Source organism: Sphingomonas gei (assembly GCF_004792685.1).
GTDB classification, from domain to species: Bacteria; Pseudomonadota; Alphaproteobacteria; order Sphingomonadales; family Sphingomonadaceae; genus Sphingomonas; species Sphingomonas gei.
Genome location: NZ_SRXT01000007.1, coordinates 199,980 through 218,776, shown reverse-complemented (window position 1 = coordinate 218,776; position 18,797 = coordinate 199,980). Strand labels below are relative to the sequence as shown.

23 protein-coding genes are annotated in these 18,797 nt (G+C 66.0%); 16 read left to right on the top strand and 7 right to left on the bottom strand.

Annotated elements, in window-relative coordinates:
• The first annotated feature begins 67 nt into the window (after positions 1-67).
• On the top strand, positions 68-745 hold the full coding sequence (locus E5A73_RS18095; RefSeq protein WP_135965243.1) for an HAD-IA family hydrolase: 678 nt from the start codon (positions 68-70) through the stop codon (positions 743-745).
• A 176-nt stretch (positions 746-921) separates the two neighbouring features.
• The gene (locus tag E5A73_RS18090; protein WP_168355977.1) at positions 922-1,365 is read left to right on the top strand and encodes a GAF domain-containing protein; all 444 of its coding nucleotides are present in this window, start codon (positions 922-924) and stop codon (positions 1,363-1,365) included.
• Here the strand turns inward: E5A73_RS18090 and E5A73_RS18085 are convergent.
• The 5 genes from E5A73_RS18085 to E5A73_RS18065 form a co-directional block, all read right to left on the bottom strand.
• Positions 1,350-1,658: a hypothetical protein gene (locus tag E5A73_RS18085; RefSeq protein WP_135965241.1), complete on the bottom strand. Its 309-nt coding sequence runs from the start codon at positions 1,656-1,658 to the stop codon at positions 1,350-1,352. The genes E5A73_RS18090 and E5A73_RS18085 overlap by 16 nt on opposite strands.
• 327 nt (positions 1,659-1,985) lie before the next feature.
• On the bottom strand, positions 1,986-2,984 hold the full coding sequence (locus E5A73_RS18080; RefSeq protein WP_135965240.1) for a nucleotidyltransferase domain-containing protein: 999 nt from the start codon (positions 2,982-2,984) through the stop codon (positions 1,986-1,988).
• Positions 2,981-3,841, bottom strand: a complete 861-nt coding sequence (locus E5A73_RS18075) for an HprK-related kinase A (RefSeq protein ID WP_135965239.1) — start codon at positions 3,839-3,841, stop codon at positions 2,981-2,983. The genes E5A73_RS18080 and E5A73_RS18075 overlap by 4 nt, the downstream gene beginning before the upstream one ends.
• Positions 3,838-4,104 (bottom strand): HPr-rel-A system PqqD family peptide chaperone, encoded by a 267-nt coding sequence (locus E5A73_RS18070; protein WP_338112878.1) that lies wholly within the window; start codon positions 4,102-4,104, stop codon positions 3,838-3,840. The genes E5A73_RS18075 and E5A73_RS18070 overlap by 4 nt, the downstream gene beginning before the upstream one ends.
• 214 nt (positions 4,105-4,318) lie before the next feature.
• A complete protein-coding gene (locus E5A73_RS18065) occupies positions 4,319-4,708 on the bottom strand; it encodes a hypothetical protein (RefSeq protein ID WP_135965238.1) in 390 nt (129 codons plus the stop codon).
• Positions 4,709-4,770: 62 nt separating this feature from the next.
• Between E5A73_RS18065 and E5A73_RS18060 the strand changes: the two genes are divergently transcribed.
• The 12 genes from E5A73_RS18060 (at position 4,771) to E5A73_RS18005 (ending at position 15,905) form a co-directional block, all read left to right on the top strand.
• Positions 4,771-5,973 carry an ATP-binding protein gene (locus E5A73_RS18060; RefSeq protein ID WP_135965237.1) on the top strand — a complete coding sequence of 401 codons (1,203 nt, stop codon included), beginning with the start codon at positions 4,771-4,773 and terminating at the stop codon, positions 5,971-5,973.
• Positions 5,974-6,048: 75 nt separating this feature from the next.
• Positions 6,049-7,080, top strand: a complete 1,032-nt coding sequence (locus E5A73_RS18055; RefSeq protein ID WP_135965378.1) for a substrate-binding domain-containing protein — start codon at positions 6,049-6,051, stop codon at positions 7,078-7,080.
• Positions 7,080-8,456, top strand: coding sequence for a phosphate ABC transporter permease subunit PstC (gene pstC, locus E5A73_RS18050; protein ID WP_135965236.1), 1,377 nt, complete (start codon positions 7,080-7,082; stop codon positions 8,454-8,456). Before E5A73_RS18055 ends, pstC begins: the two co-directional genes overlap by 1 nt.
• An 88-nt stretch (positions 8,457-8,544) precedes the next feature.
• Positions 8,545-9,786 carry a phosphate ABC transporter permease PstA gene (pstA, locus tag E5A73_RS21635; RefSeq protein WP_420822588.1) on the top strand — a complete coding sequence of 414 codons (1,242 nt, stop codon included), beginning with the start codon at positions 8,545-8,547 and terminating at the stop codon, positions 9,784-9,786.
• Entirely contained in the window at positions 9,786-10,553 is a 768-nt protein-coding gene (gene pstB, locus E5A73_RS18040) for a phosphate ABC transporter ATP-binding protein PstB (RefSeq protein ID WP_135965234.1), read from the top strand. Before pstA ends, pstB begins: the two co-directional genes overlap by 1 nt.
• Positions 10,553-11,242, top strand: coding sequence for a phosphate signaling complex protein PhoU (gene phoU / locus E5A73_RS18035; RefSeq protein WP_135965377.1), 690 nt, complete (start codon positions 10,553-10,555; stop codon positions 11,240-11,242). The genes pstB and phoU overlap by 1 nt, the downstream gene beginning before the upstream one ends.
• Before the next feature lie 10 nt (positions 11,243-11,252).
• Positions 11,253-11,945 carry a phosphate regulon transcriptional regulator PhoB gene (gene phoB / locus E5A73_RS18030; protein WP_135965233.1) on the top strand — a complete coding sequence of 231 codons (693 nt, stop codon included), beginning with the start codon at positions 11,253-11,255 and terminating at the stop codon, positions 11,943-11,945.
• 77 nt (positions 11,946-12,022) lie between these two features.
• Complete coding sequence (locus E5A73_RS18025; protein ID WP_135965232.1) at positions 12,023-12,433, top strand: Fe-S oxidoreductase; 411 nt, start codon at positions 12,023-12,025, stop codon at positions 12,431-12,433.
• Positions 12,434-12,499: 66 nt separating this feature from the next.
• On the top strand, positions 12,500-13,387 hold the full coding sequence (locus E5A73_RS18020; RefSeq protein WP_135965231.1) for an SDR family NAD(P)-dependent oxidoreductase: 888 nt from the start codon (positions 12,500-12,502) through the stop codon (positions 13,385-13,387).
• Positions 13,388-13,439: 52 nt separating this feature from the next.
• A complete protein-coding gene (locus E5A73_RS18015) occupies positions 13,440-13,697 on the top strand; it encodes a hypothetical protein (RefSeq protein WP_135965230.1) in 258 nt (85 codons plus the stop codon).
• Positions 13,698-13,768: 71 nt separating this feature from the next.
• On the top strand, positions 13,769-14,890 hold the full coding sequence (locus E5A73_RS18010) for a hypothetical protein (protein WP_135965229.1): 1,122 nt from the start codon (positions 13,769-13,771) through the stop codon (positions 14,888-14,890).
• Positions 14,891-15,470: 580 nt separating this feature from the next.
• Entirely contained in the window at positions 15,471-15,905 is a 435-nt protein-coding gene (locus E5A73_RS18005; RefSeq protein WP_135965228.1) for a hypothetical protein, read from the top strand.
• A 102-nt stretch (positions 15,906-16,007) separates the two neighbouring features.
• On the opposite strand, the gene E5A73_RS18000 is transcribed toward E5A73_RS18005, so the two are convergent.
• Both E5A73_RS18000 and epsC read right to left on the bottom strand, forming a co-directional pair.
• A complete protein-coding gene (locus tag E5A73_RS18000; protein ID WP_135965227.1) occupies positions 16,008-16,346 on the bottom strand; it encodes a DUF2794 domain-containing protein in 339 nt (112 codons plus the stop codon).
• Complete coding sequence (gene epsC / locus E5A73_RS17995) at positions 16,346-17,041, bottom strand: serine O-acetyltransferase EpsC (protein ID WP_135965226.1); 696 nt, start codon at positions 17,039-17,041, stop codon at positions 16,346-16,348. The genes E5A73_RS18000 and epsC overlap by 1 nt, the downstream gene beginning before the upstream one ends.
• A gap of 157 nt (positions 17,042-17,198) precedes the next feature.
• On the opposite strand from epsC, the gene E5A73_RS17990 reads away from it, so the two are divergent.
• A complete protein-coding gene (locus tag E5A73_RS17990) occupies positions 17,199-17,957 on the top strand; it encodes a sulfite exporter TauE/SafE family protein (protein ID WP_135965225.1) in 759 nt (252 codons plus the stop codon).
• A 219-nt stretch (positions 17,958-18,176) separates the two neighbouring features.
• Positions 18,177-18,740 (top strand): alkyl hydroperoxide reductase subunit C, encoded by a 564-nt coding sequence (gene ahpC / locus E5A73_RS17985; protein WP_135965224.1) that lies wholly within the window; start codon positions 18,177-18,179, stop codon positions 18,738-18,740.
• The last annotated feature ends 57 nt before the right edge of the window (positions 18,741-18,797 follow it).

Genomic DNA, 18,797 nt, shown 5'->3' with positions numbered 1-18,797 from the left:
CTCCAGCGCAATCCCCTGCCATGACAAGCTTGCCAATTCCATAGCGTTGCTGGCAGCAGGCGCGGCGATGACCGACTTCCCCTTCGACATCATCGGGTTCGACCTCGATGGCACGCTGTTCGACACCAGCGCCGACCTGACCGATGCGCTCAACCACGGGTTGGGCCTGCTCGGGCGTCCACCGCTGAGCATCGCGGCGGTCAAGCCGATGATCGGGCGCGGCGGGAAATACATGCTGCAGCAGGGGCTGGAGGCGTCGGGCGGCTGCGATCCGGAAGTGCTGGAGCGCGTCTATCCCGAACTGCTCGCTTTCTACGGCGACAACATCGCCCGGGCCACGCACGCCTTTCCCGGGCTTTCGGCGGCGATGGACGCGCTCGACGCGCGCGGCGCCAAGTTCGCGATCGTGACGAACAAGTCCGAGCAGCTGGCAGCGAGGCTGGTCGCCGAACTCGACCTCGATCACCGCTTCGCCTGTGTCATCGGCGGCGACACGATGGGTCCGGACAGCCGCAAACCCTCCCCCACGGGAATCCGCGAGATGATCCGGCGGTGCGGCGGCGGGCGGGCGGCGTTCGTCGGCGATTCGATCTTCGACATCGAAGCGGCGAAGAATGCGGGCATTCCGTCGATCGCGGTCAGCTTCGGCTTCCTGATGCAGCCGGTCGAGGAACTCGGCGCCGACGCGGTGATCGACCATTTCGACGAACTGATACCCACGCTCGAGCGACTGGCGGCGCAGTGACCCATATCTCGATGCTTCCGCATCTTTTCTTCGGCAGCTGATCAGGGGCATCCGGCCGCTATAGTTCGCCGTCCTGCCCCGTGATTCACCGGACTACACCGGGGTCTTGCTTTTACCGTACAACCGACCGAGCATATACGAAGGAAAAGAGCGTGGGTCGCTTCGGGGGGATGTTGTTGAAGGGGTCTGGGCGCGCCTCCTGGGAGGCCGATGACGGGCTGAAACCGGGCGGGCGGATCGCCTCCGCCAAGCTGGCCGAACTCGTCCAGCTCACCCTGGTCGCCGACGGGGCGATCGTCGATCTCCGCCATTATGCCGAGCGTCAGCGCGCCGTCGCCGCAGCCGAGCGCCTCTCGACCGCGGGTATATTGCTTGCGGGCGGAGAGGCCGAGAGATCGGAGGCATTGCTCTGGCAGCTCGCCGACCCGATCGAAGCGAGTGCGAGCGGCTTTCGATCCTATGCCTGCGTCCCGCTCCACGACACCGACGGCGCACCGCTCGGCCGCATCGTCGCGCTACAGCGCGGGCAGCGCGCGTTCGACGGGCACGACCTCAAGATCCTGCGCACCATCGCCGATGTCGTGGCGGACATGATCCGCCAGCCTCACCTCGCCAGCTGACGCGGTGCCCTTGGCGGGTGCATTCGCCGCGCGGTCAACGCGCGGCCGCGCGCGGTGAGCGCCGCGTCGATGACCTGGGGGCCGCCGGGACCGACGACGAACGCTTCGTAGCTGATCATCCCGGCGTCGCTGAGATCCTGGAAGTTCCGGATGAAATCGGTGACGCGCTCGGCACTCTCCATGCCGACATCGGCCGCCCGAAGCGTCACGACCATCGGCCAGTTCGCCCACAATGCGTCGACGATCGTCTTTGCGTCGGCGGATTCACAAGCCTGCGCGGGTTCGTCGATCACAAAAGCCTCACCACCCTGAACTACATCGATCTGCGCCCCTTGCCGTGTGCCCCGATTGTTCCGGTCGCCTGTTAACTTTCGCTTCGGAAAGGTTAACAAACCGCTAACGGAGAGCCTGCTGCCACTCCTTCGGATGCGCAGCAGGAGGCGTTCTGCCCAAAGTTTATTTTTTATCAGGCGCTCGTTCAAATGCACGCGCTGTCACTGACCAGAGCGTGGACCTAATGTAATATTCCGAAACTACTCCTTCAACTCGAATCTCAAATCGAATCAGCTCAGCGGCAAGTCGTTACTTTGCCGATTTCTCGGAACACTATTATTCATATCTTATTGAGCCGCCGTCTTTCGCCATTTTGTAAATAAATGTTGTGCAAGAAGCGCCGGCGGCATGCGCAGCCAATGGCTGCGAACATAGAAGCCGAGGCGAGTCAGTTTGCGGGTGGGGCGGCCCCAATCGTCACGCGCGAGCAGGCGCCGCAGATACAGCATATCGCGATCCCTGCCCTGTCCGTATCGAAGGCCGCCGCCGTATAGCCGATCGGCGAGGCGCAACGCGCGTCCGACGGCGGCTTCTAGGCCATGATGCACGGCGCGGGCCTCGACCCCCGCGATGCCGTGTTCCCCCGCGAGGCAATGAATGTCCCAGAGATTGCGCAAGCCGCCCGCGAGATCGCCATCGGCGAAGAGGTGCGCTGCGGCATGGCAGAGCATGTCGTGCGGGGCGAGGATGCGGAGCCCGTTCTCCAGAACCACGCTGTCGGCGATCAGCGCGTCCGCATCGGGCGTCACCCGCGCAGTGAGCGGCAGGATCGTGTGGTGGACGTCGATCATCCGGTCGCGCTCGCGGTGGATCAGCGGCGGGAGTTCGTGCATCCAGCGGCGATAATAGAGATCGTCATAGGGATCGGGCTTCACCCATTCCCAGCCGGCCTGAAGGAGCACCGCTTCGGCTTCTTCGAGCCGGGCGCGCGGAACGAGGATGTCGAGGTCGCCGATCGCCCGGCCGGTGCCGGCGGCGAGCCCCGCGGCGGCGTAAGCGGTGCCCTTGAGCAAGATCACCGGCATGCCCGTGGGGGCGAGCGCGCGGCGCGCCATCTCGGCTTCCCACAAGGCGGCGATGCGGCCCTGTTCGGCGGAGGCGCGTGCGTCTTCGAGAACGCGCGCCGCGGCAGACGGCATCGGCAGGCCGGCGAGACGATGCGCGAGCGTGCCGATCAATTGTTCGGCGCGGGCGATGGCGAGCAACGCGGTCCAGCCGGCGGCGTCGAGTTGCGCGACCGTTGCCGGGTCGCGCAATGCTTCGGTGAGGATGCGGGCGTCGGTCACCCCGCGCTCCACATCCGCTCGACCTGCTCGAGCACCGTCGCCGTGTCGGGATAATCGAGCGCACGGGCGGGCACCCTGCGCACGAGACCGGTCAGGGCACCGAACCCGCGTTCGGCCAGCGCGACATAGTTGGTCGAGGCCTGGGTCAGGCGCACGAAGGTTTCGCTGGGCAGCACTGCCCGTTCGGCGGCGGCGAAGCCGTAGCTCGGGAACAGGATCAGGCGCGGCGCGGCGGGCTCGGCCATCACCGAGATTGCGCGTGCGTCGGGGACGAGGTGGCGAATCGTGCCCTTGGGGGTGCCTTCGAGCCGCGGGCCGAACCGGGCCCTGGGCAGCGCGCGCTCGATCACGCCGATCGCTTCGTTCTTGAGGCTGATCAGCCGCGGGAAGCCGTGGATCAGCCCGGTGACGGGGTCGAGCAACGCGAATTCATCGCCCATCAGCCGCCAGCCTGCCGCCATCAGCAAGGCGGCGAGAGTTGATTTGCCCGCGCCCGACATGCCGGTCATCAGGAGCGCCCTGCCGTCGCGCTCGACTGCCGAGGCATGGAGCAGCAGATAGCGGCGCTGGCCGAGCGCCATCTGGAGGTTCATCCCCATTTCGGCAGCGAGCAGCCCTTGCACGAGCGGAAGCGGCGCGGCGTCGGGAATGACGAAGTCGCCCCCGATGTGGACCGACGGGCGCAACACCCGCCGCCATGGGCGTGCGGCGAACAGGTGGACGTTGAAGTCTGGGATGCCGTCGTCGGGCTGCGGGTAATCGCGATAGAGGTCGTTCAACGCGGCGATCGGCGCACGCCAATCGCTGCCGACGCGGAATCCCACCGGGCCGATGCGGAGCGTGGTGGCGTGCCTCACAGCCGCTCGACCAGGCCGACTGCGGCGAGCTCGTCGAGCCGCGCGGCGAGCGCCGCCGGATCGGCGTCGGCGAGGTCGAAGGTTTCGCTCAATTTGGCGAGCAGGTCATCGGCGTCGAGCGGTTCGGTCAGCGCCTCGAGGATTTCGGGCACCGGGGCGTCGACGATGTGGGTGATGCCGGAGGCGCGGTGATAGACGAGAGTCAGCGCGTCGAGGGGGACGACACGCAGCGCTTCCCTGGGGGCGACCTTGTAACGCATCATCAGGCGCGGGCTTTGTGTTGTTCACGCGGAGGCGCGGAGACGCGGAGCAGAAGAAGAGGGTTCGCGCAACGACGCGACGACGCGACGAGAACAGTCCGTTCGGCGGCGTCAGCCGCTTCGCGCCTCCGCGTGAACAAATCTTCTACAAGGCATGCGCACGCTCGCCGCATGCGATCCCGGCGTTCGCCGGGATGACGGGTCACACGCACGGCGTTCAGCCGCGCGGCATCTGCAGCGAGGCGAAGCAAGTGAAGCCGCTGGTGCCCGACTGCAGGCGGCGGATGTAATTGGTGTAGGCGCGGCTGCTCTCGGCATCGGCACCGGGCAGATTGCCGCCGGCGAGCGCGCGCTTGACGTCTTCGGCCTTGAACGGCGCCCCCGGCGGCGGATAGGCGCCCGGCGTGCCGGCCGGGACCAGGCTGCCATCGGGCGCGATGTAATTGCCCGCGCGCGCCGGATCGGGAACCGGAATCTCGCAGTTCATCACCGAAGCGCTGGTCTGCGCGAGCGCGGGCCGAATCGAGACGATGGCCGATGCGCCGGCGGCGCCGAGCATCAATGCGCGGCGGCGCGAAGCCTTGGGTCCGGTGGTTTCGTCGGCCATGATGCCTTGTCATGCGCCCGCACGGCTTTCGCAATCGTAAATCCGCGCCTAGAACGGGACATATGCATTCCTTTCTCGGGGTCCGAACAGCGCTGGCGCTCGTCGTCGCGGCTATCGCCGCGGTCGCGAGCATGTTGCTCAACGGCGATGTGCAGGCGGGGCTGGTGGTGTTGGTCTGCGCGGTGGCGGCGGTGCTGATCGCCGCGAGCGGCAACGACGAAGCCCCCGCCCCGCCCGAACGCGCCGCCCCGCCGCCGCAGAGCGAGCCGGCGATCGCCGAAGTGATCGAGGCCGTCGCCGAGCCGTTGCTGGTGATCACCGACAGCCGAGTCGAGGCGGCCAATCACGGCGCGCGCGAACTGCTCGGCGAGCATGTGCTGGGCGAAGACGTTCGCGTCGCGATCCGCCACCCCGCCGCGGCGGAGCGGCTGATGCGCCGCGACAATGGCGCCCCCGGCGCGCCGATCCATCTGGTTGGGCTGGGCACGCGCGACCAGCGCTGGGAGATGCGGGTGCATGCGCTCGACGACGGGCGCCGCGTGGTCCATCTGATCGACCGCACCGGCAGTTATGCCGCCGAGCGGATGCGTGTCGATTTCGTCGCCAATGCCAGCCACGAATTGCGTACCCCGCTGGCGTCGCTGCTCGGCTATGTCGAGACGCTGCGCGAAGACGCCGGCGACGATCCGCAGACGCGCGGCCGCTTCCTCAAGATCGTGTTCGGCGAAGCGCAGCGGATGCAGCGGCTGATCGAGGATCTGATTTCGCTGAGCCGCATCGAAGCCGAGAAATATCGCGCGCCCGACAAAGCGGTGAACCTCGCCGAGCTGATCGGACAGGTCGCGATCGAGCTCTCGGGCAGCCCGCGCGCGGCCGATCTGGTGACCCAGCTCGCCGACGTGCCGCCGGTGGCCGGCGACCCGACCCAGCTCAGCCAAGTGCTCCACAACATCATCGGCAATGCGATGAAATATGGCCGCGAGGGCACGCCGGTGACGATCGCACTGCAGCCCGATGGCGAATCGATGGTCCGCCTGAGCGTCGGCGACGAAGGCGAAGGCATCCCGGCCCAGCATCTGCCGCGGCTCACCGAACGGTTTTACCGTGTCGATTCGGGACGCAGCCGGTCGCTGGGAGGTACCGGTCTCGGCCTCGCGATCGTCAAGCACATCATCGAACGCCACCGCGGCCGGCTCGATATCACCAGCACGGTCGGCAAGGGCACGACGGTCACGATGCTGCTTCCGGTCCGGCGAGTGTCATAAAGCCGTAACCGGGCTGCAAGACATGCGGCTTGCGTGCTGCGGCGCACGACTCGGGGCATAGCGGGAGTTCGCGACATTTTCGGCAGGTTAGGCCTGATTGCAGCGGCGGCGTTCACGCTGGCCGGCTGCGACAGCAACACGGCGCGCGAGATCCGCGTCGTGGGCTCGTCGACGGTGTATCCGTTCACCACTGCGGTCGCCGAGACCTTCGTCAATCAAGGCGGCGGACGGCGGGCGCCGGTGGTCGAATCGATCGGCACCGGCGCGGGGCTCAAGCGCTTCTGCGAAGGCGTGGGCTGGGAATTCCCCGACATCGCCAATGCCAGCCGCCGCATCAAAAAATCCGAATACCAGCTCTGCCAGGCCAATGGCGTCGGCGAGATCATGGAAGTCCAGATCGGCGTGGACGGGGTGGCGCTGGCCGAAGCGAATAACGGCCCCCGGCTCCGGCTGAGCAAGCAGGACGTCTATCTGGCGCTCGCCGCGAACCCGCTGGGCAAGCCCAATGCGGCGCGGACGTGGCGCGACGTCAATCCATCGCTCCCGGCGATTCCGATCCAGGTAATGGGTCCGCCGTCGACCAGCGGCACGCGCGATGCGCTGGTCGAGCTGGTGATGGAACCGGGCTGCGCCGCCGCCGACCCGCAGGCCAACGCGCTCAAGGCGGCGAAGGACGCCGCGCCCTATGACACCCGCTGCAAGCGCATCCGCGACGACGGGCCGTATATCGACAAGGGCGAGAACGACAATCTGATCGTCCAGGGGCTCGCCGCGAACCCCAACGCGCTCGGCGTGTTTGGCTATTCGTATCTGGAGGAGAATATCGACCGGCTCCACGGCGTGCCGATCGAAGGGGTGACGCCGACCTATGCGACCATCGCCGACGGAACCTATCCGGGCGCGCGGCCCTTGTTCCTCTATGTGAAGAAGCGCCATCTACGGGCAGTGCCCGGGCTTGCGGACTTCCTCACGCTCTACACGACGATGTGGAACCCCAAGGGCAAGCTCACCCAGCGCGGGTTGATCGCGGCGCCCGACGCGTTGCGCGCGAAATCGGCGCAGATCGTGGCGCAGCGCGCTGCGCTCGACCCGGCCGGATTGCACTGATGAACGGCTTCGCACTCCTCTTCCTGATCGCCGGGCTTGGCCTCATCGGCTGGCTCACCGCGCGCGCGCGCGCCAACCGTTTCGACCGGGGCGGCGCCAAGCGGCTGCATTCGCTGCCGGGCCAGCACGGCATGTACGTCGCGATGTGGACGATCCTGCCCGCCTTGCTGTTCGTCGTGGTGTGGAGCGCGGCCCAGCCCGGGCTGGTCAAAGAAGCGGTGCTCGAGCACCCGGCTGCGGCGCAGCTTCCGCAATTCGAATTCGAGCGCGACGCGCTGCTCGCCGAAGCCAAGCGCGTCGCCAGCGAGGACAACGCGACGGCGTTCGATCCGGTTGCCGAGCAACTCGCTGCCCCGACCCGCTCGGCGCAGGCTTATTATGGCTGGATGGGCACCGGCGTGGCGATCCTGCTCGCCTTTGCCGGCGCCGCCTTCGCGCTGACCCGCGTGGGTGCGCATTTCAAGGCGCGCAGCCAGGTCGAGCGCGGGATGATGGTGTTGCTGCTGGTCGCATCGCTGATCGCGATCCTGACGACGCTCGGCATCTTCCTCTCGCTGCTGTGGGAATCGCTGCGCTTCTTCCAGCAGGTGCCGATCACCGATTTCCTGCTCGGCACGCACTGGAGCCCGCAGGTGATCGACGCCAATGATCCGGGCAAATCGCTCGGCGCGGTGCCGTTGTTCTGGGGAACCTTCTTCATCGGCGCGGTGATCGCGATGATCGTCGCGATCCCGTTCGGGCTGATGAGCGCGATCTACCTCACTCAATATGCCGCGCCGACCGTGCGCAAATGGATGAAGCCGACGCTCGAGATGCTCGCGGGCGTGCCGACGGTGGTCTATGGCTATTTCGCCGCGCTGACCGTCGCGCCGGCGGTGCGCGATCTCGCAGTGTCGTTCGGCTATACCTATGCCTCATCGGAAAGCGCGCTGGCAGCGGGTCTGGTGATGGGGGTGATGATCATTCCGTTCGTCTCGTCGATGGCCGACGATTCGATCGCGGCGGTGCCCACCGCGATGCGCGACGGCAGCCTGGCGATGGGCGCAACTACCAGCGAGACGATCTCGCGGGTGCTGATCCCCGCGGCATTGCCTGGCGTGGTCGCAGGCATATTGCTGGCAGTCAGCCGCGCGATCGGCGAGACGATGATCGTGGTGATGGCGGCGAGCGGCGCCGCGAACATCACGCTCAATCCGTTCGAGAGCGCGACCACGGTCACCAAGCAGATCGTCGACTTGCTCACCGGCGAAAGCGAGTTCGACAGCCCCAAGACGCTCGCCGCCTTCGCGCTGGGACTGACCTTGTTCGTGATCACCCTGCTGCTCAACATCGTCGCGCTGCGCGTCGTGAAACGGTACCGCGAAGCCTATGAGTAAGTCGCTCGTCCCACAGCTGCCGACCGGTCCGAAAGAGCCCGACGCCAAAGGCTCTTGGCGCGCGCCGACCGACTGGACGACCCATGCGATGCAGAAGCGCATCCGCCGCCGCTACGGCGCCGAGCGCCGCTTCCGCTTTTTCGGGCTGGCGGCAGTGAGCCTGTCGGCGGCGTTCCTCGCCTTCCTGCTGATCACGATGGTCGCGAACGGCTGGCGCGGCTTTACCCGCACCGACGTCGCGCTGCCGATCGACTTCCCCGCTTCGGGGATGCTGATCGAGCGCGCGCAGCTCAGGACTCCGGCTGCCGATCTGGCGCTGGCCGGCGCGGGGCTGGAAAACGCAGTCAAGGGCGCCGCAGCGACGGCGTTCGGGCCCGGCGGCGAGGAATTCATCTCCGAGAACGCCTGGCTGCGCATCCGCGACGCGATCAAGGCCGATCCGTCGATCCTCGACCGCAAGATGCGCATCGACGTCCCCGCCTCGACCGAAATCGACCAGGCGGTGCGCGGCGACGGCAATGCCGAGGCCAAGGCCACCGTCGCCAAGCTGCAGCAGGCGGGCGCGCTGTCGCGCCACTTCAACCTGGATTTCCTGTACGAATCCGATTCGACCGATCCGGTCGCGGTCGGCATCTGGGGCGCGCTCAAGGGATCGCTGCTGACGATGGCGGTGACTTTCCTGATCGCCTTCCCGGTCGGCGTGCTCTCGGCGATTTATCTCGAGGAATATGCGCCGAAGAACCGCTGGACCGACCTGATCGAAGTCTCGATCAACAATCTCGCGGCGGTGCCCTCGATCATCTTCGGCCTGCTCGGGCTGGCGGTGTTCCTCGGCAGCTGGAATCTGTTCGGCTATCAGTTCGGCCCGCTGCTTCCCCGCTCGGCGGCACTGGTCGGCGGGCTGACGCTGGCGCTGATGATCATGCCGGTGATCGTCATCGCCAGCCGCAATGCGGTCAAGGCCGTGCCGCCGTCGATCCGCGACGCCGCGCTCGGCATCGGCGCGAGCCCGATCCAGGTGGTGTTCCACCACGTCCTGCCGCTGGCGATGCCCGGCATCCTGACCGGCACGATCATCGGCATGGCGCGCGCATTGGGCGAGACCGCGCCGCTGCTGCTGATCGGGATGCGCGCGTTCATCGTCACCCCGCCGGGCGGGTTCACCGATCCCGCCACCGTGCTGCCGGTGCAGATCTTCCTGTGGTCCGACGAAGTCAGCCGCGGCTTCGTCGAGAAGACCAGCGCCGCGATCATCGTGCTTCTGGTGTTCCTGCTCGCCATGAACGGGCTCGCAATCTATCTTCGCAACAAATTCGAGACCCGCTGGTAATGACCGAGACTCCCCACAAGATGTCCGCGCGCGGCGTCAGCGTCTTCTACGGCGACAAGCAGGCCGTGAAGGACGTGTCGATCGACATCGCGATGGACAAGGTGACGGCGTTCATCGGCCCGTCGGGCTGCGGCAAGTCGACGTTCCTGCGCACCCTGAACCGAATGAACGACACCATCCCGAGCGCGCGCGTTACCGGCGATATCATGCTCGACGGCGAGAATATCTATTCCTCGGCGATGGACGTGGTCCAGCTGCGCGCCCGGGTCGGCATGGTGTTCCAGAAGCCCAATCCCTTCCCCAAGTCGATCTACGAGAATGTGGCTTACGGCCCGCGCATCCACGGCCTCGCCCCGTCCAAGCCCGATCTCGACGCCATCGTCGAGCGTTCGCTCAAGCGCGCCGGGCTGTGGGAGGAAGTCAAGGATCGACTGCAGGACAGCGGCACCGCGCTCTCCGGCGGCCAGCAGCAGCGGCTGTGCATCGCCCGCGCGATCGCCGTCGATCCCGAAGTGATCCTGATGGACGAGCCCGCCTCGGCGCTCGACCCGATCGCAACCGCGAAGATCGAGGAGCTGATCCACGAGCTGCGCGGCCGCTATGCGATCGCGATCGTCACGCACAACATGCAGCAGGCCGCGCGAGTCAGCCAGCGCACCGCCTTCTTCCACCTCGGCACGCTGGTGGAATATGGCGATACCGACCAGATCTTCACGACGCCCCGCGAGGAGCGGACCAAGGACTATATCACCGGAAGGTACGGATGATGGGGACGGGCCAGGAACATACCGTCAAGGCGTTCGACGAGGACATCAAGCATCTGCGCGCGCTGATCAGCCAGATGGGCGGGCTGGCCGAGCAGGCGATCCACGACGCGATGAAGGCGCTCCAGCGCGGCGACACCGCATTGGCCAGCGAAGTCCGCAAGAAGGACAAGCAGATCGACGTCATCGAGGCCGAGGTCGAGAAGCTCGTCGTTAGGTTGATCGCGCTGCGTGCGCCGATGGCCGACGATCTGCGCGAAGTGATCGCGGCGCTCAAGATCGCCGCGGTACTCGAGCGGATCGGCGACTATGCCAAGAACATCGCCAAGCGCGTCCCACTGATCCACACCGAGGGCGAGGACCGGATCGAGGCGCTGTCGATACTGCCGGCAATGGCGCAGATGGCGAGCGACATGGTGCACGACGTCCTCGACGCCTTCGCTTCGCGCGACGCGGAGGCCGCCGCCGAGGTGTGCCAGCGCGACTCCGCGCTCGACGATTTCTACGATTCGATCTTCCGCACCTTGGTGACCTTCATGGTCGAGAATCCGCGCACGGTGAGCCAGGTGGCGCATCTGCTGTTCGTCGCCAAGAACATCGAGCGGATCGGCGACCATGCCACCAACGTCGCCGAAATGGTCTATTTCGCCGCTACCGGCCGCTATCTGGCCGACGAAGCGGCAACGGCATAAGGACGCGTATATGGCCCGGGTAAAGATGCTTCTCGTCGAGGACGACGCCGCGATCGCAGAGCTGGTGACGTGGCACTTCAAGCGCGAGGATTACGAGGTCAAGCACACCCCCGACGGCGAGGAGGCACTGCTGCTCGCCAAGGAAGCGACCCCCGACATCGTGCTGCTCGACTGGATGGTCGAGGGGCTTTCGGGGATCGAAGTGTGCCGCCGGCTGCGCCGCATGCCCGAGACCGCCAATATCCCGATCATCATGCTGACTGCGCGCGGCGAGGAAGAGGATCGCGTGCGCGGACTCGAAACCGGGGCGGACGATTACGTCACCAAGCCTTTCAGCCCCCGCGAACTCGTCGCGCGGGTCGGCGCGGTGCTGCGGCGGGTGCGGCCCGCACTCGCCGGCGAGGCGCTCAGCTATTCGGACATCGAGATGGACACGGTGGGCCACAAGGTCCGCCGCGGCGGCGAAGTCATCTCGCTCGGACCGACCGAATTCCGCCTGCTCAAGCATTTCCTCGAGCATCCGGGCTGGGTCTTCTCGCGCGAGCGGCTGCTCGATGCAGTGTGGGGGCATGACAGCGACATCGAAAGCCGTACCGTCGACGTCCACATCCGGCGGCTGCGCAAGGCGATCAACAATGGCGACCGGCCGGACATCATTCGGACGGTTCGTTCGGCGGGCTATGCCCTGGACGCGGGGAACTGAGGAGCTAACCGGCATTCTCCTGCGTTGATTGTTCGGAACGCGCATGCTGCGTCCGAGCAAAATTCAGGAGAAGCTTGATGAAGCTTATCGCATTGGCGGCCGCTATCGCCGCATTCGGCGGCACGGCCGTCGCCCAGGATACCCCACAGCAGACGACTCCGCCCGCCACGACGACCAGCCCGGCCGCGCCGGGCACGACCACCCCGGATCCCAACACCCCGCCGTCCGACCCCAATGCCGGCACCACCGGATCGGGCACGACGACGATGCCGGACACCGCCGCGCCTGATGCCGCGACTGCACCGGCGGCGCCGGCACCCGATGCGGCCGCTCCGGCACCCGATACGGCGGCTCCCGCGCCCGAGGCTTCGGCCACGACGGCGGCCCCCGAGGCAGCAGCTGCCCCCGCGCCGACTGCCGCACCGAACGCCTATCCTTTGTGCTCGCGCACCGTGAAGGACCAGTGCCGCCAGCGCGGCGGCCGTTGAGCCCCACGGGCTGTTCAGCCTGAGGTAAAAACGTCTAGGAAGCGCTCCGCAGCTGGAGCGCTTCCGATGACCATAAGTTTCGAAAACCGCGTCGCCATTGTAACCGGCGCGGGCGGCGGCCTGGGACGCGCTTACGCGCTCGAACTGGCGCGGCGCGGCGCGAAGGTTCTCGTCAACGATCTTGGCGGTACGCGCGACGGCACCGGCCACTCGGACGCCGCGCTCAAGGTGGTCGAGGAAATCACGGCGGCGGGCGGCGAGGCCGTTTCGAACGGTGGCAGCGTCACCGAATATGATCAGATGGTCGCGATGGTCGAAGCCGCCAAGGCGCGCTGGGACCGGGTCGACATATTGATCAACAATGCCGGCGTGCTGCGCGACCGCAGCTTCGCCAAGATGGCGCCGGAGGATTTCCGCTTCGTCGTCGATGTCCATCTCATCGGCTCGGCCAATTGTACCAAGGCGGTATGGGACACGATGCGCGACCAGAATTACGGCCGCATCCTGATGACCGCATCCTCCACCGGGCTGTACGGCAATTTCGGCCAGGCCAATTACGGCGCCGCCAAGCTCGGGCTCGCGGGCCTCGCCAAGACGCTCCACCTCGAGGGCGCCAGATACGGGATCAAGGTCAACACGATCGCCCCCGTCGCAGGCACGCGGATGACCGAGGACATCTTTCCCGAAGCCGCGTTCAAGGCCTTCGCGCCCGAGAATGTCGCCCCCGCGGCGCTGTTTCTGGTCTCGGAAGACGCCCCGACCAACATGATCATCGGCGCGGGCGGCGGGGTCGTCCAGGCGGCATATGTGACGCTCACGCAAGGCGCGAAACTGGCCGAACCGACGCCCGAGAGCGTGGCGGCGCAGTGGCACGAGATCATCGACCGTACGGGCGAAATCGTCCCCAATTCGGGATCCGAGCAGACCATGTCGATTCTGTCGCGGCTGCAATAGCGCTTGCCTGCAGCCGCGCCGCGGACCAATCTCCGGCCCGGAGGCACCACCGATGTTCCTGCTCCTCGCGCTGATGCAGACGGCAGATCCCGACGAAGTCGTCATCGGGCCACGCCTCTTCGCCAAGCCCGAATGCCGCCGCCAATTGGCCGACGAGGAGATTCTCGTCTGCGGTGCGCGGGAACCCGACCGCCTCGCCCGCACGGCGCCCCGGCCGGATCCGCTGACCGTCGACCGGCGTCCGAAAATCAGAGTCGCGGACGGCCTGTGCCTGCGCGTCGGCTTCGCCATGACCCTAGCCGCTTGTTGACGCGGCGCATCACCGTATTGCTTCACTAATACACTCGTGCTAGAACCTCCCGCACAACAGGAGGATTGCCCATGTACAGCGAAAGCGACCTGGCAGGCGCAGTGGAGGCGGGCGCGATCACGCCCGAGGCTGCGGCCGCCCTCAGGAACCACGTAGCCGCGAGCCGGTCTACCCCAACCGTCGACGAAGAGAGCTTCCGGTTGCTCTCCGGGTTCAACGACATCTTCGTCGGGATCGCATCGATCCTGATCCTCGTCGCGGTCGGCTGGATCGGCTTTTATATCGGCGCGAAGATCATGGACCTGGACGCCAATGAAGGCCCGCGCCAAGTGGGCGTCGCCGCTGCGTTCGGCGGGTTCGCGGTGTCGATCACCAGCTGGCTGCTCGCCGAATATTTCACGCGGCAACGCCGGATGGCGCTCCCCAGCATCCTGCTGCTGCTCGGCTTTGCCGGCGGCATCTTCGTCGGGTTCGGCGCGATCTGGGGCGCCAATGCGCCGTGGCTCTCCGAGCAATTCGGCCTGACCACCGAGCTCCAGCAGCGCCAGCTCGCCGGCGCGATCGGGATCGTCACCGGGATCGTCACTGCCGGGGCGACCTGGCTGCACTGGCGCCGCTTCATGGTGCCGATCACCATTGCAGTAGGCGCGCTCGCGCTGGTCGCGGTGGCGGTAGGGGCGATCACGGCCTTCGTTCCCGCTTCGCAGGATTCGCTCAACCTGATGCTGCTGATCGCCGGCGTGCTGGTCTTCACCTTCGCGATGCGCTGGGACATTTCGGACCGCGAGCGCCGCACGCGCCGCTCGGACGTCGCCTTCTGGCTGCACCTCGCCGCGGCGCCGCTGATCGCGCATCCGGTGTTCCACATGCTCGGCGTGTTCGACGGCGACATCGCCGCGCCGATGGCCGGCGTAGTGCTCGCGCTCTACGTGGTCTTCGCCGCGGTGGCGCTGGCGGTCGACCGGCGGGCGCTGCTCGTCTCGAGCCTCGTTTATGTGCTGTGGGCGATGTATGCGCTGTTCGAGCAGAGCGGCGCCGTCGAGCTGGCCGCGGCGCTGACCGCCTTGGTGATCGGATCGGCGCTGCTCACCCTCTCCGCCTTCTGGCAGCCGATGCGGCGGCAGGTCGTGGGGCTGCTCGGCAAGGATCTGGAGGGGCGCCTGCCGCCCACCCAGCAGCTTGCCATCGCCTGACACCAAGGCGTGTCGATTCGAAAGGGCTCGGGCGTTTCCCGGGCCCTTTTGCTGTGCGCCGCACGGCGATCGGCGGGCGCACGGATAGCCAACCGAAAGGTTGGCATGGATGGGGCTACTAACCATCTGGTTGGATCGAAAAGCGCGGATTTTCGTGGGTTTTTGCGTTCGAGGGTCAGAGTCAAGCGGCGCGCTTGACTGGTTTGCACAGTCACGAGTCAACCGCCGGGCGGGATGCGGCGTGACGCCATGGTGCAGGCGAGGTTTGCGCATACTCGAACGAAAGCAGAACAAATCCTACATTGCCAGGGTTGATTTTGGGCGATGGAAGATCGGAGCGGAACCGCCGCCGTCGCCCCTAATACCCACCATTCAGCAGGTTAGCCGTTGCTCCCGAAAGCGGTCGTTCGTTCATTCAGCAACGCAACGACCACTGACGCCCCAACCGTTGACGTTCTAAGCTGCCATCGACCTGCCGGAAAGCCGACGTTGAACACGGGTATTTAACCCGATTGCAATCACTCCGCGGCACCACAGTCGGATGCGGCTTGCTGGCCCCTCTTCAATCTTGTGGAAAAGAGTGGCTTTGTTGGTTCTTGCGACGTCCGTCTTCGCTGCACTCGCAATTGGCCCGCTTCACATAGCGACCGGCAGCTACGATGGCAGAAACGGTGCGGCGGAAGCCTTGGATGATGCTGTCGCGGGATTACCGCCGAAGCTTTACGAGCATCGATATGATTCAATAAGTCCCGGGACGAGGACGCCTGGCATCTATTGTCCTGACTCGGCGCAATCATCGGCCTTCTGGAAACTCAAACGGGTGCAGATCGAACAGGCGGACTTCTCGGAAGGGCGCGGGCTGATACGAACCGAATGGCGTCGCGCACAGACGGCCCGCGCCTTCGCTTATCTGTACAATACGACGATGTATGATGCGCATCAGTCGGAGCTGAGAAGAGCATGCCCCGGCATCCAACTGCAGCCTTTCATTCCCCAACTGAAAGCGGGGGGGTAGCGTCATTCCCGCGAGGTCAACGCGGAAGGGCAACAATCGCTTTCGTCGTTCCTGAGAGCCGCCATTCCGCTTCCCACCCACAAGTCGCCATTCGCCGGCGCTCTACTCCCCCACCAATTTCATCAGCCGCCGCTCGACCGGCGCCAGCACCGGGCCGAGCTCGTGCCCGCGCTTGAGGATCATCCCCGCTTCGTTGACCAAAGCCCACATGCCCTGGCGGTTGCGCAGCGCCGGGCGCTTCTCGATGCGGAATTCGGGACGCTCGGCGGCGCGGCGGAAGGCGGCGAAGACGGCGGCGTCCTGGTCGAACTGGATCGCATAGTCCTTCCAATGCCCCGCCGCGACCATCCGGCCGTAGAGATCGAGGATACGGGTGAGTTCGAGACGCTCGAAGCCGACCTGTGTCGGACGGCCGAGCGGGAGTGGCGTCACGGTTCCCATCAGGCGCGGTCGCGACGCCCTGTCTTGCTGGCGGCCTCGGTCGATTCGATCATCGTGTCGAGGCGTTTGCGAAGCGTCTCGAGCTCGCAGCGCATGATCTCGAGCTTCTGCGTCGCGGGATCGAAGGTCTCGCTGCACGGGGTGCCATAGGGCACGAAATCCTTCTGCCACGTCGCCGCCTCGACGAGCATCGGCTTGGCCGGGATGCCGACCATCACGGCGCCTTCGGGCACGTCGCGCGTGACGACGGCATTGGCGCCGATCCGCGAGCGCTCGCCGACGGTGATCGGCCCCAGCACCTGCGCGCCCGATCCGATGATCACGCCGTCGAGGATGGTCGGGTGGCGCTTGCCGACGACGCCGTTGTCCGGACTGGTGCCGCCCAGCGTGACGCATTGGTAGATCGTGACGTTGTCGCCGATCTCGGCGGTCTCGCCGATCACCACGAAGCCATGGTCGATGAAGAAATTGCGGCCGATCGTCGCACCGGGATGGATGTCGATCGCCGTCATCCAGCGCGACCAGTGATTGACGGCGCGGGCGAGGAAGAACCAGCCGCGTTTGAACAGCCGATGCGCGATGCGATGATAGAAGACCGCCCACACCCCCGGGTAGAGCAGGATTTCGGCACGGCTGCGCGGCGCGGGATCGCGCGCGCGGATCGAATCGAGATAGGCCTTCAGACGACGGAACATGGCCGGGTTCCCCTTTGACGGGTTCATCTAATGCACGGAACGCCAAATTTCCAGAACGGCCCCTCTCCGCGCTTGTCCCACCTAAACACGATGTATCTTGTAGGAATTGGATCGGCGCGGCATTCCTGCGCGTCCAACAGGCGGATGCAGGGCGCGGATGATCTTCGGAATTGACCTCACGGCGCTGCTTCCCTTCATCGCCGTGGGCTTTGCCGCGCAGATGGTCGACGGGGCGCTGGGCATGGCGTTCGGCGTGATTTCGAACACCTTGCTGCTGAGCCTCGGCGTGCCCCCGGCGATGGCATCGGCGGGCGTCCACACCGTCGAGACCTTCACCACTGCGGTCTCGGGGATCAGCCACGCGCTCCACAAGAACGTCAATTGGAAGCTGTTTCTGCGGATCGCGATTCCCGGGGTGATCGGCGGCGCGCTGGGCGCCTATGTGCTCTCCAATATCCACGCCGCGACCGCCAAGCCGTTCATTCTCGCCTATCTGACGGCGATCGGGATCTATCTGTTGTGGCGCAGCCGGCATTATCCGCCGCAGGAGCGCAGCCCCAAGATCGTCGAGCCGCTCGGGCTGGCCGGCGGTTTCCTCGATGCGGCGGGCGGCGGCGGCTGGGGCCCGGTGGTGACCAGCAACCTGCTGGTCCAGGGATCGAGCCCGCGGATGACGATCGGCACGGTCAACACCGCCGAATTCTTCGTGACGACGACGATCTCGGCGACGTTCATCACCCAGCTCGGCTGGGGGGCGTTCACGCTCGCCACGGTCGGCCTGCTCATCGGCGGCGTGATCGCGGCGCCGTTCGGCGCGATGCTGGCCAAGCGCGTCGACCCCAAAAGGCTGATGCTGATGGTGGGCGTGGTGCTGACGGTGACCAGCCTGTACAATCTTTATCTTGCAGTGCGGTAGAACAACGTAATCCGTCATCCCGGCGAAGGCCGGGATCTCGTGCCACGTACCGTCCTCTACTCCCGAGATCCCGCCTTCGCCGGGATGACGACGGGTCCGATCAATTCCGCGCCACTGATCGCCTCACTCGATCAACGCAAGCGAAGCTTCCCATTAGCATTGCACTGCAGCGCGCCTATATCCCGCATTGCAACACAACGCCTTTGGAGGAAAATTCGCATGGCGCTCATCGGAAGCTCGATCAAGCCTTTCACCGCGCAGGCCTATAAGGAAGGCAAGTTCGTCGAGGTCAGCGATGCCGACACCCGCGGCAAATGGGCCGTGTTCTTCTTCTATCCGGCGGACTTCACCTTCGTGTGCCCGACCGAGCTCGAGGACCTCGCCGACATCTATCCGCAGCTCCAGAAGATGGGTGTCGAAGTCTATTCGGTGTCGACCGACACGCATTTCAGCCACAAGGCATGGCACGATACCTCGCCGGCGATCGGCAAGATCAATTACTTCATGCTCGGCGACCAGAACCACGTGCTCAGCACCAACTTCCAGGTGCTGCGCGAGGGTCAGGGCCTTGCGGACCGCGGCACCTTCGTCGTCGATCCCGAGGGCGTGATTCAGCTGGTCGAGATCACCAGCGAAGGCGTCGGCCGCAACGCGACCGAGCTGCTGCGGAAAATCAAGGCCGCGCAGTATATCGCCGCGCATCCGGGCGAAGTCTGCCCGGCCAAGTGGGAAGAGGGTGAAGCGACCCTTGCGCCGTCGCTCGATCTCGTCGGCAAGATCTAGCCCCTAAGGCGCCCCTCCCTCCCCCCTTGTGGGGGCGCCCATGCGGCCCGGGGTGGA